Source organism: Kitasatospora sp. NBC_01302 (assembly GCF_035976515.1).
In the GTDB taxonomy this organism is placed as follows: domain Bacteria; phylum Actinomycetota; class Actinomycetes; order Streptomycetales; family Streptomycetaceae; genus Kitasatospora.
On the sequence record NZ_CP108404.1, the window covers coordinates 4,657,989 to 4,675,804 of the forward strand.

Below are 17,816 nucleotides of genomic sequence, written 5' to 3' on the forward strand. Positions count from 1 at the left end.
GTTGGTATAGATCCTCGACTACCTGACCAGTCGTAGCACGGGACGGTGGTCTTGAACGCCGAGCAGCTCGCGGACTCGTTCCGGCTTCCAGCCCAGCTCATGCGCCAGCTTTTCAGTTGTCAATCCTCCATCGCTTTCTGCGAGTTCGAATGCTTGACGAAGAAGTACGGGTTGCTCGCCGGTAAATCCGCTGACCGGTTCCGGTGCGAAACCAGGCTGCCCGTCCAAGGCCCGCAGACGCTGGTAGGCCCTGCTGGAGGTCGCGTCGGAGATCAGGCCGAGTTCGCGGCAACGGTAGATGAGCGAGTGGATCGACACTCCCCAGGTGCGCCGTAGGTCAGCGAGCTGTGCGAGGTCCATGCGAGGCGGTAGCAGCGGCAGAATGCTGGCTTGCGGGGTGAGGAACTCCGCCGCGAAGGCGTCCGCTTCCCGCTCCTGCCGGCTGTCCCCAGTGGCATCGTTATGCAGCACGAGGTGGCCGAGCTCATGGGCCGCGCTGAATCGATGGCGGTACACGTCGTCCGCACGATTAGAGGTCAGGACTACCACGGGCCGCGGAGCCCGGGTGGAGAAGGCGTCGACGGTGGCTGCCGACGGGTCGGCCTGCGACGGGAGGACGACGACTATGCCGTGGGACTCCATTCGCCTTACGAGGTGGGTGACCGGGCCATCCCCGAGAGCCCACCGGCTCCTCAACTCGCGCGCAGCCGCTGATGGCTCCGCTGGAAGGTCCTCTCCCGGGTGGACTTCGCCCCCTGCGAATCCTGGTAGGTCCACCAAAGGCATTTGGACATGCCTCTCCAACGCGAAGGTCAGCTCCCAGATCTGCTCGGCGAACGCCAACGAGCGCTCGCGCTGGGCCTTTGGTGTACTGCGCAGGCTGCGGAAGTAAGCCATCGAGGAGTCAAGTCTGCTGCTGGGTCGTCCAGTCAGGAAGTATTTCATCGGCACGTTCAGCGTGTCAGCCATGCGGGGAATCAGGTCTGGGCGAGGCCGCGAGACGCCAGTCTCGTACTGCCCTACCGCTGCCGGGGTCACGCCAAGACTGCCGGCGAGCTCCTTCTTCGTCAGCTCCGCCAGTCGACGGGCTTGGGTGAGCCGAGCCGGGTCGAAGAAGTCACAGACGGAGCGGGGTGTCACTCCTCGTTCTTCGAGTCCTGGGATGAGGTCTTGCCTAGTCATCGTTTTCGTTCGCCTGAGGCTTGATCGGTTCGACTTCGGACTTGGGTGTGGTCTTGCGCTTCACGTCACTGCCAGCCCGGGAGACGAGCGAGACCTGGGGCGGGGCGCCATGGTTGAAGGCCGACAACTCGATCTTAGGAGCACTCTGATCGGGAATGGCGATGAGGCTGGTCTTGACGGTGGCCTTGTCGGGCACCGGCAGGGACTCGGGACGGGACGCCCACTGCAAGTCCGCTCCGTTCTCGCTGAGCGAGGCCACCCCCCAGTAGGACTCCAGGAGGCTGCCGGCGTTGCAGGCGAAGGGCACCAGGATCAGCATCGTGTCGCCAGGCAGGCCGGCCAGGCCAGATCGCAGTTCGAGCACAGTCGGTTCGGGTTCAGGCAGTCCGAAGTCCAGCATCTCGTCGGGCGAGTCGGACTCGGTCCCAAAGTTCGTGATCAGCTCTTGGATGAGCTTCGAGTGAGGGATGCGCGCCAGACGGACGTCCGTGTTCTTCTTCGCGTACCGGAACGGGTAGATCAGTCCTCGCTCCACCATGATCAGGTTGAACCTGAAGCCGTGCGGATGGACCAGCCTGGCGCCGGGGATGCCACCGACCTCATCTTCGATCCGTTCGAACTGGCCGGTGTACCGCGAGGAGCCGTACGGGTCCTTCGCCTTGACCCGAGCCTCTTCCTGGGCGTTGCGTGCATTCTCGTGCATGTTCCGCAGCGCCTGCCCAAGGCCTAGCCGCACCAACTCGTCCTGCTCACCGAAGGCTTGCTTCTGCCACGGTACGTCCGCATCCAGCTTCACACCGGTCTCCTTCGCGGCCAGCACTTCTCAATGAAGCACAGCACCATCGAAAGTACTATATTTGATCTCATCGGACTTGCACAAGCACTTCAGCGAACGGTCTGCGGGAACGCGCGAGTTGGTCCTGCGGATGGCGACCTCTCGGTCAGCTGCCCGTTGACCACGGCGGACTGTCGGCGAAGGCGCCAGCCCGGGGCGCGCCCACCGAGGCCATCTGCGCATCTCGTTCACTACTGCGCTTGATTGAGTGAAGCCGGGCTGTTTTCCTAAAGGCGCGGGTTCGGGTCCGATAGCTGTGGGCTGTGACGTACGCCCGGGGCGGCGGGCTGATCCAACACTGAGAGGGCCACGCGGGAGCGGATCCGGCTGGAGGCAGTCACCCGCTTCGAAGGTGGGGAAAAGACCAGAGAGATCGCTGCCGTGTTGCGGGTGTCCGAGCGGTCGGTGGAACGCTGGCAGCAGCACTGGCGGGAGCGAGGCAAGGCCGGGTCCAGCCGAAGAAGTCACCGGGCAGGTCAACGCTGAGTGATGCGCAAGTAGCCTGATTAGAGCAAGAATTCGAGCATGAACCGCTCACGCACGGCTGTCAGGACCAGCGTTGGACGCTGACCCGAAACAATACGCTTATCGGGCGAATGTTCCACGTCAGCTACACCATCGAGGAGACCTGGGCCCTGCTCAAGCGCCACGGCTGGTCGTGGCAGCAGCTGGCGCGCCGGGCGATCGAACGCGACGACACCGCCATCGAGTTGTGGAAGAAGGAGGTGTGGCCCCGGGTAAAGGCACCTCGGCGGCCCGTGGAGCCTGGCTTGTCATCGAGGACGAAGCCGGGTAGTCGATGAGGCCGCCACGCGCCAGGACCTGGGGCCGGGGTCGGCCGCACACCGGAGGTGCGGGTGTGCGGCCGGGGAGGCGGCCGGGTCTCCATGGCTGGGCTGAGCTGCTTCAAATCCGGCCGGCGCTCGCGGATGTTCGACAGCTTCCACGTCTACCGGAGCCGCAAGGGCGAGAAGAAGGGCTTGGCCTGGCAGGACTACCGGGACCTGCTCATTCGCACGCGCATCGAGCTCGGCGGTCCGGTCGTGCTCGTGTGGGACAACCTGCGCGCCCACCTGATGCCGCCGATGCGGGAGTTCATCGAGGCGAGCAAGAAGTGGCTGACTGTCTTTCAACTCCCCTCGTACGCAACGGACCTCGACCCGCAAGAGGGCAGCTGGTCGCTGGTCCAGCGCACCATCGGTAGCCTCGCCGCTGCCAACCTTAACCAACTCGCCCAGGCCGTTAAGCGCAGCCTGAAGAAGATCCAGTACCGACCCCGGCTCATCGCCGGCTACCTCTCCGCGAGTGGCCTGATCATGGACGGCTGACCGCGCTCAGGACGACATCACGAACCCACGTTCAGTAGCCCTCAGCGCTTTCCGCAGGCAAGGACCGGCCCAGGGGGCTCTCCCAGGCCGCAGCCGACGGGCAGCTCACCAGCAGGATTCGACGTTTCGGGCATTTATGTCATGCTCATGTGACTATGCTGATCCTAGAAGCCTGCAGCCGCGGACTCGGCGCCTGAAGATCACAACGGGATCCGTACAACGACCGCGCTGCCGATCCGGCGACGTGATGATCTTCCGTCTCGGCGCTCGAACGGCCACAGTTCCCGGTTGCCATCCACCGAGGAGGCCAGCCATGCCCTCCAGGGCGAGAAAACCGCCGCGCCAGTTCGGCAGGATCCGCCAGTACCGCTCCGGTCGCTGGAGCGCGGCATACACGGACCGCAACGGCCGGACACACCATTCCCCGGAGACCTTCGACACCAACCTCGACGCCATGACCTGGCTCGCACTCGTTCGAGCCGACCTCACGCACGACCGCCGCCTGCCGGATGTCTCAGCGCTCCAAGCCGATCTCCGTGATCGCCAACGCCCACCGAAAGCCTTCCCGTGCAAAGGCAACCTGCTCAAGGACTACGCGAAAGACTGGGTCGACAACCGCCCGCTGATGCCCACCACCCGCGCGCTCTACGGACGCCTGCTGTCGGCATACATCCTGCCCACGTTCGGCAACACGCCCGTCTCCCAGATCACCTTCGCCATGGTCCGGGCCTGGAACTGCGAACAGCGCGGCACAACCGGACCCTGCGTCGCCGCCAAGGCGTACCGGCTCATGAAGGCCGTCATGGAAACCGCCGTCGCCGACGACATGATCACACGCAACCCCTGCCGCATCCGCGGTGCAGGCAGCGAGTACCCCGCCGAACGCACCGTCGCCACCATGGACCAGATCTTCGCGCTCGCCGACAACGTCGGTGAGCGGTGGCGGCTCCTCGTCCTGCTCGCCGGATTCGCCACACTGCGACCCGAGGAACTCGCCGCCCTGCGACGCGCAGACATCGACGTCGACCACCGCCTGCTCAGGATCCGCTCCGCCTCACCGGAACTGCCCAACGGCAGACGCGCGACCGGGCGCCCCAAATCCAGGGCCGGACAACGCACCGTCCACCTGCCGGCCTTCCTCGACGACCCACTGCGCCTGCACATGAACCGCTACGCCGAACCCGGCCCTCTGGGACTGGTCTTCGTCGGAGAAAAGGGAGCCCCCTACCGACGCTCCACGTTCGGCCGCAAGTTCAGCGCGGCCCGCACCCGCGTGGCGGATCTACCAGCGAGCTTCACCTTTTACGACCTGCGCCACACCGGCAACACGCTCCTCGCCCAGGAGAACACCAGCCTCAAGGACCTCATGGTCCGCATGGGCCAGAGCTCAGCCCGCGCAGCCCTCATCTACCAGCACTCCACCGACGACAGCCAACGCGAACTCGCCACCAAGCTCGACTACCGCGTCCGCAGCAGGGGCGGGCCCGGCGACAAGGGGCGGCTGAGAGCCAGCGGGTGAGCGTGGTGCCGATGTCGATGACCAGGGGTTCCTGGTCGGGCCGGCGCCATTGACGATTGCGAAGTTTCGCGGTTGCGCTGCGGGTTGCGGTCCGTCGTAGCCCGCACCGCAACCATCAACCCCGGCCAGCGGAAACGGCAGCGAGGCGGCCGAGCATCGAGATCACGGTGATCCGCACCTTCTTGTCGTTCGTCACCGCACAGTGGGCATCGACGCCCCGCTCCTCCGGTGCCTGATCCGGCTCGGCCAAACCCACCCGGATCAGGTCGACGGCGTACTCGCGGCACTGCAAGTAGTCTGCTGCGGCACTCAGCGCTTCGACGTGGTCGATGCGGCCAGGATCCTCGGCACGCAGCAGCGCCGGGGTGGGCAGCGGGCCCAGCGCCTTCCCGACCCAGCCCGAGACGGCCTCCCGGAAGCACCCCTGCTCCAGCCTCGACGCGGCCGCAGCCGTCAGCGCCAGATGGATGACGAGCGACCCGAACCAGATGGCGGCGTCGGCCGGAGGCGTGGCGCTTCCAGCCGGCGGCATCACGGCCCGAAACAGTGCCCCACGTCGTCGGCACGTGTAACGGCGATGACCGCCTTCACAGCGCTATCGAGAGCACCCCGGTTGATGGTCACGTCGGAGGCTCCCCCATAGTTCGTGGCAGACCGTCAACTTATCTCCCCCGGAGGGAGATCGATACGGTTTCCCGCTCTTCACCTGGGGGCACCCGGCTGGCGAAGGACCAGCAATGGGCAACCCAACCTCGCTGAAGATCTCCCCGCCAGGACTCGCAGATCGCCTTGCGCACCACCAGCGCACCATTAGGGCGGGTATGCGACGGTCAATAGCGGCCAGGCATAGCCCCCGCGACCGTCTCACATCATGAGACGCGCGACCCCTCCGAGGCTCTACTGAGCCGCCAGCCGCATTCCAGGCCATGAGCCGTCGATGCTCATAGCGCGTTTCCACTAGGCTCATGGCTCTTCGCCGCAAAGCTCATGGCTCCAGAGCGGAAATCGGACACAGAAAACGAAAACCCCAGGCCTCTGACCTGGGGTTTCACGCTTCTGAGCGGGCGACGAGAATCGAACTCGCGCTATAAGCTTGGGAAGCTCATGTTCTACCATTAAACTACGCCCGCCTGACGAGCCGCCAGTGACCGCTCGATCTTGCACCATGCTACCCCATCCCGCACCCACTCCCACACACCGGTTCTCGGTACGGTGGAGAGGGGGGTCCGGCGGCGAGCCGTGGTGGGGATGTCCGGAAGATCCCCTAATGTGACGCTGTCGTGATGCGGCCGACGGGCTTGGGAAGGGGATCAATGGAGCAGCGGACCGTTGTGCGTTGTGCAGAGGGGCACCTGTTCAGCACCAGTACGTTCCCGATGCAGAACCTCGGGGTGGGCCGGCTGGGGCCGGGGCGGCTGATCCGGTGTCCGCAGTGCGGGCGGATGCGCAACTCGGTGCCGGCCGATGTGAGTGGGCTGACGGCGCCGGAGCTGGCGCGGGCGCTGCGGCTGGAGGCCGCGCCGTTCCTGGCCTGAGCAGCGGCGGGTGTGTGTGGCGGCGGGCGGTCATCCATCGTGGGTGGCCGCCTGTCGTATGACCGTACTGTGGGCGGTTCGCGTGTGGATTGGGAGTACGCGTGGGCCAGCACGTAACCTCAAGGCGTGCTGCTCTCCGACAAAGACATCCGTAGCGAGATCGACAACGGCCGAGTCGTCATCGACCCGTTCGATCCGGCCATGGTCCAGCCGTCCAGTATCGACGTCCGGCTGGACCGGTTCTTCCGGGTGTTCGAGAACCACCGGTACCCGCACATCGACCCGTCCGAGGAGCAGCCGGACCTGACCCGGCTGGTCGAGCCGGACGGCGATGACGCGTTCATCCTGCACCCGGGCGAGTTCGTGCTGGCGTCCACCTACGAGGTGATCACGCTGCCGGACGACGTCGCCTCCCGGCTGGAGGGCAAGTCGAGCCTGGGGCGGCTGGGGCTGCTGACGCACTCGACGGCCGGCTTCATCGACCCGGGGTTCAGCGGGCACGTGACGCTGGAGCTGTCGAACGTCGCGACGCTGCCGATCAAGCTCTACCCGGGGATGAAGATCGGGCAGCTCTGCCTGTTCCGGCTCTCCTCGCCCTCCGAGCACCCGTACGGCTCGGAGCGGTACGGCTCGCGCTACCAGGGGCAGCGCGGGCCGACGCCCTCGCGATCGTTCCTGAACTTCCACCGCACCGACGTGTAACCGGGACCGGGGTCAGCCCCGCCGACCGGGTCCAGACCCGTCGACCGGGCTCAGACCCGCTTCGGGCGGGTCACCGCGGTCAGTTCGGAACCGTCCGCCGACAGGGTCAACTCGGTCTCCAGCGCGGAGAGCTGGCCCAGCCGGTGGAGGTGGGTGCCGCCGCAGGCGATCTCGGCGGGGCCGGCCGGGAGTTCGCAGTGCCACTGGCGGCGGGCGGTCAGCTCGGGGCCGGGGACCTCGATCCGTACCGGCGCGTCGGCCGCGACCCAGCCGGCCAGCACCTTGTTGACCTCGGCGGTGATCGCCGGCAACGCCTCGGCCAGCGCCGGAAGTTCCTCGCCTGCCTCGGTGCTGGTGGCCTCGGCGGTGAAGCCCTTCTTGCGCAGCGACTTGCCCAGCCGGTAGACGTCGGTGCTCGCCTCGGTGTCCATCACTGAGGAGGCCATCGCCAGGCTGTCGAAGTCGGGGTTGCCGAACGCGTCCGCGCGCCCCGGGTCCTTGCGCCAGCGCGGGGCGAGCGCGGCGTTGAGCGCCAGCGCCAGCAGGTGACAGCCGGTGTGCGAGGCGCACAGGGCAGCGCGCCGCTCCTCGTCCACGCTCAGCGCCACGGGACGGCCGAGCAGCTCGGCCTGCGGCTCCTCGGCGAGCACGTGCAGCACCAGCCAGGACCACGCCTCGTCGCCGCGCCGCACCGGGATGTCGGCGCCCACCAGCAGGTCCTCGGCCTCCGGCCCCACGGCGGCGGTCAGGCAGTCGACCACCGCGAAATCGCTCCCGTCCACGGTGAGCGTGCCGGTGTCGGCGGGCTGGTCGGGCCAGGTGTGGTCGAGCGGGTGGAACGGGGTGTCGGCGGTGACGACACCGAACCGCCCGTCGCCGAGCGGGTGGACGGCCAGGACGGTGGACTCACCGGTCACCGCGCCGCCGGGAAAGCTGACGCGGGTGGTGGGGAGGGTCATTCGGTGGCTCCGTGCGAGAGGGGGAAGGGAGAGGACGACAAAAAGAGGAGACGACAAAAAGAGGAAGGGGGATGAAGCCGGGAGAGGCGGACGTCAGCCCAGGGTCGGCAGCTTGATCAGCACCAGCAGCGCCAGCAACTGGATCGAGGCCGCGCCGGCCGCCTTGCCCCAGGGCAGGTCGTGCACCCGGCGGATCATCGTGGTCATCAGTACGGCGCAGAACAGCCAGGTCAGCCAGCCCGCCGCCTGCACCAGCAGGTTGTCCGAGGGCAGGAAGAGCGCGAGCAGCAGCCGCGGCACGTCGCTGGTCCAGCCGATCAGCACGGCGAGGCCGACGGTGGACGCCCACGGCCCGTCGCCACCGAGCTGCCGGGAGAGCGCGTAGGTCACCGAGCCGAGCATCAGGCCGGCCACCGCGAAGGCGACCGCGGCACCGGCCAGCGACCAAGCGGCGGTCGCGAAGGTGGAGTTGACCACCTCGTCATGGGTGTCACCGAAGCCGAGCACGGCGACCACCGCGTAGATCAGCGAGACCGTGACGGCGGTGAGCCACATCTGGTGGTCGCGCATCTGGTCGAAGGTGCGGGCAGGGGCGCGGTAGATGCCGATCAGCAACTCCCGCCAGCGCAGCCGCGGACCGCCCGTCCTGGGGGCCGTGCGACCGCCGGCCCGGTAGGTGGCGACGTGGTCCGGCCGGTCCCCTGCCTGGGACCGGGCGCCCGGGCGCTCCCACCCCTGTTCCGCGCCACCGTGGGCCCCGTAGCCCTGGCCACCGGCGTAATCCTCGCCACCGGCGTAGCCCTGGGCACCGGCATGGCCCTGCCCGCCGCCGTAACCCCGGTCGGCGCCGTAACCCCGGTCAGGGCCGTAGCCCTGGTCAGCGCCGTAGCCCTGGCCGCCGACCGGGAAGGCGCGGGTGTTCCCGGGCCGGTCCGCGCGGTACGGATCGTCGCGATCCGGGTCGCCGCGGTACGGGTCGTCCCCGTACGAGCCCTGCGCGCCGTAGGGACCCTGCGGGCCCTGTGAGCCCTGCGAGCCGTAGGAACCGTACGGCTCATGCGTACGGGCCGGCGGCGCGGCCTGGTTGCGCTCGCCGCCGCCCCACCCGTTGGGAATTCCGTTGCCTGCCACCCTCCGAAGGTACCCGGAAAGGGGGACGGCAGCCGGACCGCCCAGCGGATCCACGGCATTGCAGCAGGGCTGTGACGCACCGCCCCGCCGCAACCGCCGCACCGCCCCCCTGCAAGCCCGGCGCACCGCCCTGGTCCACCGCTACGACGGCCGGACCACTGCAGGACTACTTCTGCAGCACCGAACCGTGCACGGCCGCCGCCGAGCTCTCGCCCGCCGGGCAGCCGCCGGGGCCCGCACTGGTGCGCACCGCGCCGACCGGGAGCCGGGTGCCGCAGGCGATCCGGATGCCGTTCGGCAGCTCGTTGTCGGACTCGACCACGGCGCCGTCGCCGATCACCGCGCCGTCCAGTGCGGTGCGCTCGCCGATGGTGGCGTAGGCACCCACGATGGAGTCCTTCACGTACGCGTCGGCGCTGATCACCGCGCCGGGCAGCACGACGCTGCCCTCGACGATCGCACCGGCCGCGACCACCGAGCCGGCCGCGACCACGGTGCCGCCGCTGAGCACGGCCGCCGGGTCCACGGTGGCACCGTCCAGCAGCAGCGCGTCACCGGTGGGGCCGGGGACGGCGGGCGAGTCGACGCGGCCGAGCACCAGGTCCGCGGAGCCGCGCACGAAGGCGGCGGGGGTGCCCAGGTCCAGCCAGTACGAGGTGTCGACGACGCCGCGCACCAGGGCGCCGCTCTCCAGCAGCTCGGGGAAGGTCTCGCGCTCGACGGAGACGACCCGGCCGGCCGGGATGCGGTCGATCACCGAGCGGGTGAAGACGTAGCAGCCGGCGTTGATCTGGTCGGTGACGATCTGCTCCGGGGTCTCCGGCTTCTCCAGGAACTCCAGCACCCGGCCGTCGGCGTCGGTGGGCACCAGGCCGAAGGCGCGCGGGTCCTCGACGCGGGTCAGGTGCAGGGTGACGTCGGCGCCGGCGGCCACGTGGCCGTCCCGCAGCGCGGCGATGTCCAGGCCGGAGAGGATGTCGCCGTTGAAGATGAGCACCGGCTCGTCGGCGCCGCAGGTCAGGCCCTCGGCGGCGTTGCGGATCGCGCCGCCGGTCCCGAGCGGCTCACGCTCCGTCAGGTAGACCAGCTCCAGCCCGTACGGGGAGCCGTCGGCGAAGTGCTCCTCGAACACCTCGGCCAGGTACGAGGTGGCCAGCACGACACGGGTGACACCGGCAGCCGCGGCGCGGGCGAGCTGGTGCGCGATGAACGGCACGCCCGCGACCGGAAGCATCGGCTTCGGGGTGTGCGTGGTGAGCGGGCGCAGCCGGGTCCCCTGGCCGCCGACCAGCATGATCGCCTGGGTCATCTGTGCGTTTCTCCCCTTGGTTCCGGTCAGCGACCTGGCGGTGATGGTGCCAGGACCGTCGCTTGGGTGCTTGGTGCTCATCGGGCCGACATCCAGGTGGCGGCGGCCGAACCAGACGGTCGCGACCCCCGCGCCACGTCCCCGGTTCCGTTGAGAATAAGCCCTGTGTGTGAGTAGCAGCTTGCCCCGGGTGGATACCACCCGGGGCAGGCATCATATGTGAGGCGGTGCGCCACAAGCACATTCGCGCAGCGGTCGAACTCGCACACGATCAAAACGGCCTCCGTACGACCGGATCCACCGAATCCGGTCGCCGTGAAATGGCCGGAGAACCGGCGAATCGGCGCCCGGAGTTCCGGACGCCGATCCCCTTCACACGCCGTTGACCTGGGCGGCTGCCCCGGCCCGCTAGACCTGGGCGGGCTCCTCCACGACCGGCGGGGCCGCCTTCACGGAGTCCAGCAGCAGCTGCGCGACGTCGACCACCTTCAGGTGCTCCTTCGCCGCGCCTTCGTTCTTCTTGCCGTTCACCGAGTCGGAGAGCATCACCAGGCAGAACGGGCAGGCGGTGGAGACGATGTCGGGGTTGAGCGACAGCGCCTCGTCCACCCGCTCGGTGTTGATCCGCTTGCCGATCCGCTCCTCCATCCACATCCGCGCGCCACCGGCGCCGCAGCAGAAGCCGCGTTCCTTGTGACGGTGCATCTCCTGCTGGCGCAGCCCCGGGACCTTGTCCATGATCTCGCGCGGCGGGCTGTAGACCTTGTTGTGCCGACCCAGGTAGCAGGGGTCGTGATACGTGATCAGGCCCTCCACCGGGTTGACCGGGACCAGCTTGCCCTCGTCGATCAGGTGCTGCAGCAGCTGGGTGTGGTGGATGACCTCGAAGTGGCCGCCGAGCTGCGGGTATTCGTTCGCGATCGTGTTGAAGCAGTGCGGGCAGGTGGCCACGATCCGCTTCTTCGGGGCGTCCTCCAGCGCGGCGTTGAGCGTCTCGACGTTCTGCGCACCGAGCATCTGGAACAGGAACTCGTTGCCCAGGCGGCGGGCCGAGTCACCGGTGCAGGACTCCTCCTTGCCCAGGATGGCGAACCGGACCCCGGCGGTGTGCAGCAGTTCGGCGAAGGCCTTGGTGGTCTTCTTCGCCCGGTCCTCCAACGCACCGGCGCAACCGACCCAGTAGAGGTACTCCACCTCGGCCGGCTCGATGTCCTGGCCGATCACCGGCACCTCGATGCCGGTCTCCTTCTTCAGCTCCTTGACCCAGTCCAGGCGCGCCTTGGTGGCCATGCCCCACGGGTTGCCCTTGTTCTCCAGGTTCTTGAGCATCGTCCCGGCCTCGGTCGGGAACGAGGACTCGATCATCACCTGGTAGCGGCGCATGTCGACGATGTGGTCGATGTGCTCGATGTCCACCGGGCACTGCTCGACACAGGCACCGCAGGTGGTGCAGGACCACAGCACGTCGGGGTCGATCACCCCGTTCTCCTCGGCGGTGCCGATCAGCGGACGCTCCGCCTCGGCCAGCGCCGCCGCCGGCACGTCCTTCAACTGCTCCGCGGTCGCCTTCTCGTTGCCCTCGGCATCCTTGCCGCCGCCGGCCAGCAGGTACGGCGCCTTGGCGTAGGTGTGCTCGCGCAGGCTCATGATCAGCAGCTTCGGCGACAGCGGCTTGCCGGTGTTCCAGGCCGGGCACTGCGACTGGCAGCGGCCGCACTCGGTGCAGGTGGAGAAGTCGAGGATGCCCTTCCAGGAGAAGTGCTCGACCTGCGAGACGCCGAAGACGGCGTCCTCGGCCGGGTCCTCGAAGTCGATCGGGGCGCCGCCGCTGGTCATCGGGCGCAGCGCGCCGAGCGCGACCCCGCCGTCCGCCTCGCGCTTGAAGAAGATGTTGAAGAACGCCAGGAAGCGGTGCCAGGCCACACCCATCGAGGGGTTGAGGCCGATGGTGGCCGCCCAGCCGAAGGAGATGCAGATCTTCAGCGTGGCGAAGAGGTAGATCAGGTTGACCAGGGTGCCGTGCGACAGGCCGTGGAAGGCGGCGACCAGCGGGTACGAGACCAGGTAGCGCACCTCGTACGAGCCGACGCCCGCCATCGCGCCCTCGAGGCCGCGCAGCGTCAGGATGCAGATGCCGATGCCGAGGATCACGTACTCGACGAAGAACGCCTGCCAGGCGATCGAGCCGGCGAACCGCGACTTGCGCCCGGCCCGCGAGGGCAGGCTCAGCAACCGGATCACGATCAGGACCAGGATCCCGAGCGTGGTGAAGGTGCCGACCAGCTCGGTGAAGAGCTCGTACGGCAGCCAGCCGCCGAGCACCGGCAGCACGAACTCGGCGTCGAAGACCTGGCAGAGCGCGGTGAGCAGGGTCAGGCCCAGGGTCAGGAAGCCGACCGCGACGAACCAGTGCGCGACGCCGACCACGCCCCAGCGGTTCATCCGGGTGTGGCCGAGGAACTCCACGCCCACCGTCTTGGCCCGCTGGACCGGCTGCCCGGTGCGGGTGTCGTCCGGCTGGCCGGTCTTGACGACGTGGTAGATCTGCATGCCCGCACGGGTGGCGAGCGCGATGCCGATCACAGTGGTGATCAGCGAGATGACGATCGCTGCTAGCTGCATCGGCTCTCCGTCTCCTGCGGGTGCGAGGGGCGATGTCGAAAAGGGGCAAGGGGGTACGGCTCTCCCCACCCGGCAGTGTACTCGCCGGTAACTTAATCCAGGGATCGGGGCGGACACTACCGCGCGTTAACGCTGGTTCAGAAGATGCGCAAGGTATGGCGGCGATCACGCCGGGCGATGCTCACCCCTCCGGGCGACGGCGCGGCCCCTGCTCACCGCGAGCGGGAGATAAGCGCGCAATAAAGTTGAGTCAGGTCAGCTCATGGCTGTTGACGCCCCCGAAACCGTCGGGCATGCTTGAGTGCGTACAGCTCAACTTCTTCCTGGAGGTATCTACGATGGCACGCGCGGTCGGTATCGACCTCGGCACGACGAACTCGGTCGTCAGTGTTCTCGAAGGCGGTGAGCCCACCGTCATCACCAACGCCGAGGGCGCCCGGACCACGCCGTCCGTCGTCGCCTTCGCCAAGAACGGCGAGGTGCTGGTCGGCGAGGTCGCCAAGCGCCAGGCGGTCACCAACGTCGACCGCACCATCCGCTCGGTCAAGCGCCACATGGGCACCGGGTGGAAGATCAACCTGGACGGCAAGGACTTCAACCCCCAGCAGATCAGCGCCTTCATCCTGCAGAAGCTGAAGCGGGACGCCGAGGCGTACCTGGGCGAGACGGTCACCGACGCCGTCATCACCGTCCCGGCCTACTTCTCCGACTCGGAGCGCCAGGCCACCAAGGAGGCCGGTGAGATCGCGGGTCTGAACGTCCTGCGCATCGTCAACGAGCCCACCGCGGCCGCCCTGGCCTACGGCCTGGACAAGGACGACCAGACCATCCTCGTCTTCGACCTCGGTGGCGGCACCTTCGACGTCTCGCTGCTGGAGATCGGCGACGGCGTCGTCGAGGTCAAGGCCACCAACGGTGACAACCACCTCGGTGGTGACGACTGGGACCAGAAGGTCGTCGACCACCTGGTGAAGACCTTCCAGGCCGGCCACGGCGTGGACCTCTCCAAGGACAAGATGGCGCTGCAGCGCCTGCGCGAGGCGGCCGAGAAGGCCAAGATCGAGCTGTCCTCGTCCTCCGAGACCTCGATCAACCTCCCCTACATCACGGCCTCCGCCGAGGGTCCGCTGCACCTGGACGAGAAGCTCACCCGGGCCCAGTTCCAGCAGCTGACCGCGGACCTGCTGGAGCGCTGCAAGGTCCCGTTCCACAACGTGATCAAGGACGCGGGCATCAACCTGTCCGAGATCGACCACGTCGTCCTGGTCGGTGGCTCGACCCGTATGCCGGCCGTCGCCGAGCTGGTCAAGGAGCTGACCGGCGGCAAGGACGCCAACAAGGGCGTCAACCCGGACGAGGTCGTGGCCATCGGTGCCGCGCTGCAGGCCGGTGTGCTGAAGGGCGAGGTCAAGGACGTCCTGCTGCTCGACGTCACCCCGCTGTCGCTTGGTATCGAGACCAAGGGCGGCATCATGACCAAGCTGATCGAGCGCAACACCACGATCCCGACCAAGCGCTCGGAGATCTTCACCACCGCCGAGGACAACCAGCCCTCCGTGCAGATCCAGGTCTACCAGGGCGAGCGCGAGATCGCGGCGTACAACAAGAAGCTCGGCATGTTCGAGCTGACCGGCCTGCCGCCGGCCCCGCGCGGCCTGCCGCAGATCGAGGTCACCTTCGACATCGACGCCAACGGCATCATGCACGTCGGTGCCAAGGACCTCGGCACCGGCAAGGAGCAGCGGATGACCGTCACCGGCGGCTCGGCGCTGCCGAAGGACGACATCGAGCGCATGATGCGCGAGGCCGAGCAGTACGCGGAGGAGGACCACAAGCGCCGCGAGTCGGTGGAGACCCGCAACCAGGGCGAGCAGCTCGTCTACTCGACCGAGAAGTTCATCGCGGACAACACCGACAAGCTCCCGGCCGACGTCAAGACCGAGGTCGAGACGGCGATCGGCGAGCTCAAGGAGGCCCTGAAGGGCGAGGACATCGCGGCCATCCGCGAGGCCACCGAGAAGGTCTCCACCACCGCCCAGAAGCTCGGCCAGGCGCTCTACGCCAACGCCGACGCTGCCGGTGCGGCCGGTGCCGCGGGCGGCGCCGACGCCGGTGCCAAGCCCGAGGACGACGTGGTCGACGCCGAGATCATCGACGACGAGAAGCCCAAGGGTGGTGCCGCATGACGGAGAAGGCGCAGGGCGTGGAGCCCGGCGACGACTCCAGCGCCGACCAGGCCGACCTGCCGACCACCGAGGAGGCGCCGGCCGACGCCGAGGCCTCGGACGGGCTGGCCACCGCCAAGCGCGAGCTGGCCGAGCGCACCGCTGACCTCCAGCGGCTGCAGGCCGAGTACCAGAACTACCGCAAGCGGGTCGAGCGCGACCGGCTGACGGTCCGCGAGATCGCGGTCTCCAACATCCTGGAGACCCTGATCCCGGTGCTGGACGACATCGGCCGGGCCCGTGAGCACGGTGAGGTGACCGGTGGCTTCAAGTCGGTCTCCGACAACCTGGAGACCGTCGTCGCCAAGCTGGGCCTGCAGCAGTTCGGCAAGGAGGGCGAGCCCTTCGACCCGAACCTGCACGAGGCACTGATGCACAGCTACTCCTCGGACGTCACCGAGGACACCTGTGTCCAGGTCCTGCAGCCCGGCTACCGGATCGGCGAGCGGATCATCCGCCCGGCGATGGTGGCCGTCGCCGAGCCGCAGCCGGGCGCTCCGTCCGGTGGCGGCAGCTCCGCCACCGGCTCGGACACAGCCCCCGAGGCTGACGGTGCGGGCGACAACTGACACGCTGTGCGCTGCGGGGTCTCCCGTCACCTCTGGTGACGGGCGGCTCCGCAGCGCCGTATCGACCCGCAGCGCCGTTCCGGCCCACGGCACCGCTCCGGCCGGCAGCGCCATAGCGACCGGCACCGTATCGACCCACCCCGGGAGGTGGCAGCAGCCATGAGCACGAAGGACTACGTGGAGAAGGACTACTACAAGGTCCTCGGTGTGCCCAAGGACGCCACCACCGCGGAGATCAAGAAGACCTACCGCAAGCTCGCCCGCGAGTTCCACCCGGACGCCAACAAGGGCGACGCCAAGGCCGAGGACCGCTTCAAGGACATCTCCGAGGCCTACGACGTGCTCTCCGACGAGAAGCGCCGCAAGGAGTACGACGAGGCCCGCAGCCTCTTCGGCGCCGGCGGGATGCGCTCGGGCGGCCCCGGCGGCAACGGCTACAGCTTCGACTTCGGCGACCTGTTCACCGGCGCGCAGTCCGGCGGCAGCGGCGGCATCGGCGACGTCTTCGGCGGCCTGTTCAACCGCGGCGGCCGCCAGGCCCAGCCGCGCCGCGGCGCGGACGTCGAGACCGAGGTCACGCTCAGCTTCGAGGAGGCGGTGGACGGCGCCACCGTTCCGCTGCGGATGACCAGCCAGGCCGCCTGCCGGGTCTGCTCCGGCACCGGCGCCAAGGCCGGCACCACCCCCCGGGTCTGCCCGACCTGCGTCGGCGCCGGCACCGTCAGCCGTGGCCAGGGCGCCTTCGCGCTCTCCGACCCGTGCCGCGACTGCAAGGGCCGCGGCATGATCGTCGACGACCCCTGCACGGAGTGCCACGGCAGCGGCCGGGCCAGCTCGGCCCGCACCATGCAGGTGCGCATCCCCGCCGGGGTACAGGACGCCCAGAAGATCCGGCTCAAGGGCAAGGGCGCCCAGGGCGAGCGCGGCGGCCAGCCCGGCGACCTCTTCGTCACCGTGCACGTCAGCTCCCACCCGGTGTTCGGGCGCAAGGCCGACAACCTGACCGTGACGGTGCCCGTCTCCTTCCCCGAGGCCGCGCTCGGCGGCACCATCGACGTACCGACCCTGAACGGCCCGGCCGTGAAGCTGCGGCTGCCGGCCGGCAGTGCCAACGGCCTGACCCTGCGGGCCCGCGGCAAGGGTGCCACCCGCAAGGACGGCACCCGGGGCGACCTGCTGGTCACCGTCGAGGTGACCGTTCCTCAGGAGACCAGCGGCGAGGCCCTGAACGCTCTGGAGCAGTACCGCGACGCCACCGCATCCGAGGACCCGCGTGCCGCCCTCTTCAAGGCGGCGGAGGGAGCGTGACCTGACATGCGTGATTCCGACAAGAGAGCCGATGCCATCGGCGTGGGCCTGGGCGAGGGCCTCCCCGGCGGCCCCGGCCCCCGCCCGCGCCGGGCCGCCCCGCCCGGTGCGCAGTACGTGCTCACCGAGGAGACCCCGGTCTACGTGATCTCGGTGGCCGCGGAGCTGTCCGGCCTGCACCCGCAGACCCTGCGGCAGTACGACCGGCTCGGCCTGGTCTGCCCCGATCGGACCGGCGGCGGCGGCCGGCGCTACTCGGCCCGGGACATCCAGCAGCTGCGCGAGGTGCAGCGGCTCTCCCAGGACGAGGGCATCAACCTGGCCGGGATCAAGCGGATCATCGAACTGGAGAACCAGGTCGCCGCCCTGCAGTCGCGGGTCGCCGAACTGGCCACCGCCGTGGAGGGTGCCGGTGCCGCCCTCCAGGCCCGCGAGGCCGCGGTGCACGCCTCGTACCGGCGGGACCTGGTGCCCTACCAGCCGGCGCAGCAGTCCAGCGCGCTGGTGGTCTGGCGGCCCCGGCGGTAAGTGAGCTGCGCTCAGGTAACCGGCACCCCACCCTTGCGGTGGGGTGCCAACCTATGGCCGAAGT

At 68.7% G+C, this 17,816-nt stretch carries 13 protein-coding genes, 1 tRNA gene and 2 pseudogenes; 8 read left to right on the forward strand and 8 right to left on the reverse strand.

The genetic code is table 11. From position 1 onward, the window contains the following. Positions 1-18: 18 nt before the first annotated feature. The gene (locus OG294_RS20085; RefSeq protein ID WP_327067894.1) at positions 19-1,182 is read right to left on the reverse strand and encodes a helix-turn-helix domain-containing protein; all 1,164 of its coding nucleotides are present in this window, start codon (positions 1,180-1,182) and stop codon (positions 19-21) included. Next, positions 1,175-1,978, reverse strand: coding sequence for a hypothetical protein (locus OG294_RS20090; protein WP_327067895.1), 804 nt, complete (start codon positions 1,976-1,978; stop codon positions 1,175-1,177). The genes OG294_RS20085 and OG294_RS20090 overlap by 8 nt, the downstream gene beginning before the upstream one ends. Positions 1,979-2,280: 302 nt before the next feature. Between OG294_RS20090 and OG294_RS41160 the strand changes: the two are divergent. Together OG294_RS41160 and OG294_RS20110 are read left to right on the forward strand one after the other, a co-directional pair. After that, positions 2,281-3,345: pseudogene (locus OG294_RS41160) on the forward strand (IS630 family transposase). Positions 3,346-3,658: 313 nt separating this feature from the next. Further along, complete coding sequence (locus OG294_RS20110) at positions 3,659-4,864, forward strand: tyrosine-type recombinase/integrase (protein ID WP_327067898.1); 1,206 nt, start codon at positions 3,659-3,661, stop codon at positions 4,862-4,864. 115 nt (positions 4,865-4,979) lie between these two features. Here the strand turns inward: OG294_RS20110 and OG294_RS20115 are convergent, their stop codons facing one another. Both OG294_RS20115 and OG294_RS20120 read right to left on the reverse strand, forming a co-directional pair. Continuing rightward, positions 4,980-5,399 carry a hypothetical protein gene (locus OG294_RS20115; RefSeq protein ID WP_327067899.1) on the reverse strand — a complete coding sequence of 140 codons (420 nt, stop codon included), beginning with the start codon at positions 5,397-5,399 and terminating at the stop codon, positions 4,980-4,982. A gap of 524 nt (positions 5,400-5,923) precedes the next feature. Beyond that, a tRNA-Gly gene (locus OG294_RS20120) sits at positions 5,924-5,994 on the reverse strand. Between the two features lie 183 nt (positions 5,995-6,177). Between OG294_RS20120 and OG294_RS20125 the strand changes: the two genes are divergently transcribed. Together OG294_RS20125 and dcd are read left to right on the forward strand one after the other, a co-directional pair. After that, positions 6,178-6,399 (forward strand): hypothetical protein, encoded by a 222-nt coding sequence (locus OG294_RS20125; protein WP_442789181.1) that lies wholly within the window; start codon positions 6,178-6,180, stop codon positions 6,397-6,399. Between the two features lie 126 nt (positions 6,400-6,525). Continuing rightward, positions 6,526-7,101 carry a dCTP deaminase gene (dcd, locus tag OG294_RS20130; protein ID WP_327067901.1) on the forward strand — a complete coding sequence of 192 codons (576 nt, stop codon included), beginning with the start codon at positions 6,526-6,528 and terminating at the stop codon, positions 7,099-7,101. A 50-nt stretch (positions 7,102-7,151) separates the two neighbouring features. On the opposite strand, the gene OG294_RS20135 is transcribed toward dcd, so the two are convergent. From OG294_RS20135 to OG294_RS20150, 4 genes and pseudogenes are all read right to left on the reverse strand, one after another. After that, the gene (locus OG294_RS20135; protein WP_327067902.1) at positions 7,152-8,060 is read right to left on the reverse strand and encodes a metal-dependent hydrolase; all 909 of its coding nucleotides are present in this window, start codon (positions 8,058-8,060) and stop codon (positions 7,152-7,154) included. A gap of 93 nt (positions 8,061-8,153) precedes the next feature. Continuing rightward, on the reverse strand, positions 8,154-9,191 hold the full coding sequence (locus OG294_RS20140; protein ID WP_327067903.1) for a Yip1 family protein: 1,038 nt from the start codon (positions 9,189-9,191) through the stop codon (positions 8,154-8,156). Positions 9,192-9,426: 235 nt separating this feature from the next. Next, positions 9,427-10,500: pseudogene (locus OG294_RS20145) on the reverse strand (sugar phosphate nucleotidyltransferase); the annotation flags it as partial. Between the two features lie 408 nt (positions 10,501-10,908). Beyond that, complete coding sequence (locus OG294_RS20150) at positions 10,909-13,122, reverse strand: (Fe-S)-binding protein (RefSeq protein WP_327067904.1); 2,214 nt, start codon at positions 13,120-13,122, stop codon at positions 10,909-10,911. Positions 13,123-13,460: 338 nt separating this feature from the next. Between OG294_RS20150 and dnaK the strand changes: the two genes are divergently transcribed. The 4 genes from dnaK to OG294_RS20170 all read left to right on the forward strand — a co-directional run bounded on the left by dnaK (position 13,461) and on the right by OG294_RS20170 (position 17,752). Then, the gene (gene dnaK / locus OG294_RS20155) at positions 13,461-15,308 is read left to right on the forward strand and encodes a molecular chaperone DnaK (RefSeq protein WP_327071602.1); all 1,848 of its coding nucleotides are present in this window, start codon (positions 13,461-13,463) and stop codon (positions 15,306-15,308) included. Then, a complete protein-coding gene (gene grpE, locus OG294_RS20160) occupies positions 15,305-15,916 on the forward strand; it encodes a nucleotide exchange factor GrpE (protein WP_327067905.1) in 612 nt (203 codons plus the stop codon). The genes dnaK and grpE overlap by 4 nt, the downstream gene beginning before the upstream one ends. 159 nt (positions 15,917-16,075) lie before the next feature. Next, positions 16,076-17,224 carry a molecular chaperone DnaJ gene (gene dnaJ / locus OG294_RS20165; protein ID WP_327067906.1) on the forward strand — a complete coding sequence of 383 codons (1,149 nt, stop codon included), beginning with the start codon at positions 16,076-16,078 and terminating at the stop codon, positions 17,222-17,224. A gap of 6 nt (positions 17,225-17,230) precedes the next feature. Next, complete coding sequence (locus OG294_RS20170; protein ID WP_327067907.1) at positions 17,231-17,752, forward strand: heat shock protein transcriptional repressor HspR; 522 nt, start codon at positions 17,231-17,233, stop codon at positions 17,750-17,752. Positions 17,753-17,816: the final 64 nt, after the last annotated feature.

Excerpts from the sequence above, each read along its gene's own strand:
- grpE (WP_327067905.1), top strand. The coding sequence starts at position 15,305 with ATGACGGAGAAGGCGCAGGGCGTGGAGCCCGGCGACGACTCCAGCGCC.
- OG294_RS20125 (WP_442789181.1), top strand. The coding sequence starts at position 6,178 with ATGGAGCAGCGGACCGTTGTGCGTTGTGCAGAGGGGCACCTGTTCAGC.
- dnaJ (WP_327067906.1), top strand. The coding sequence starts at position 16,076 with ATGAGCACGAAGGACTACGTGGAGAAGGACTACTACAAGGTCCTCGGT.
- OG294_RS20085 (WP_327067894.1), bottom strand. The coding sequence starts at position 1,182 with ATGACTAGGCAAGACCTCATCCCAGGACTCGAAGAACGAGGAGTGACA.
- OG294_RS20110 (WP_327067898.1), top strand. The coding sequence starts at position 3,659 with ATGCCCTCCAGGGCGAGAAAACCGCCGCGCCAGTTCGGCAGGATCCGC.
- OG294_RS20170 (WP_327067907.1), top strand. The coding sequence starts at position 17,231 with ATGCGTGATTCCGACAAGAGAGCCGATGCCATCGGCGTGGGCCTGGGC.
- dnaK (WP_327071602.1), top strand. The coding sequence starts at position 13,461 with ATGGCACGCGCGGTCGGTATCGACCTCGGCACGACGAACTCGGTCGTC.
- OG294_RS20135 (WP_327067902.1), bottom strand. The coding sequence starts at position 8,060 with ATGACCCTCCCCACCACCCGCGTCAGCTTTCCCGGCGGCGCGGTGACC.
- OG294_RS20150 (WP_327067904.1), bottom strand. The coding sequence starts at position 13,122 with ATGCAGCTAGCAGCGATCGTCATCTCGCTGATCACCACTGTGATCGGC.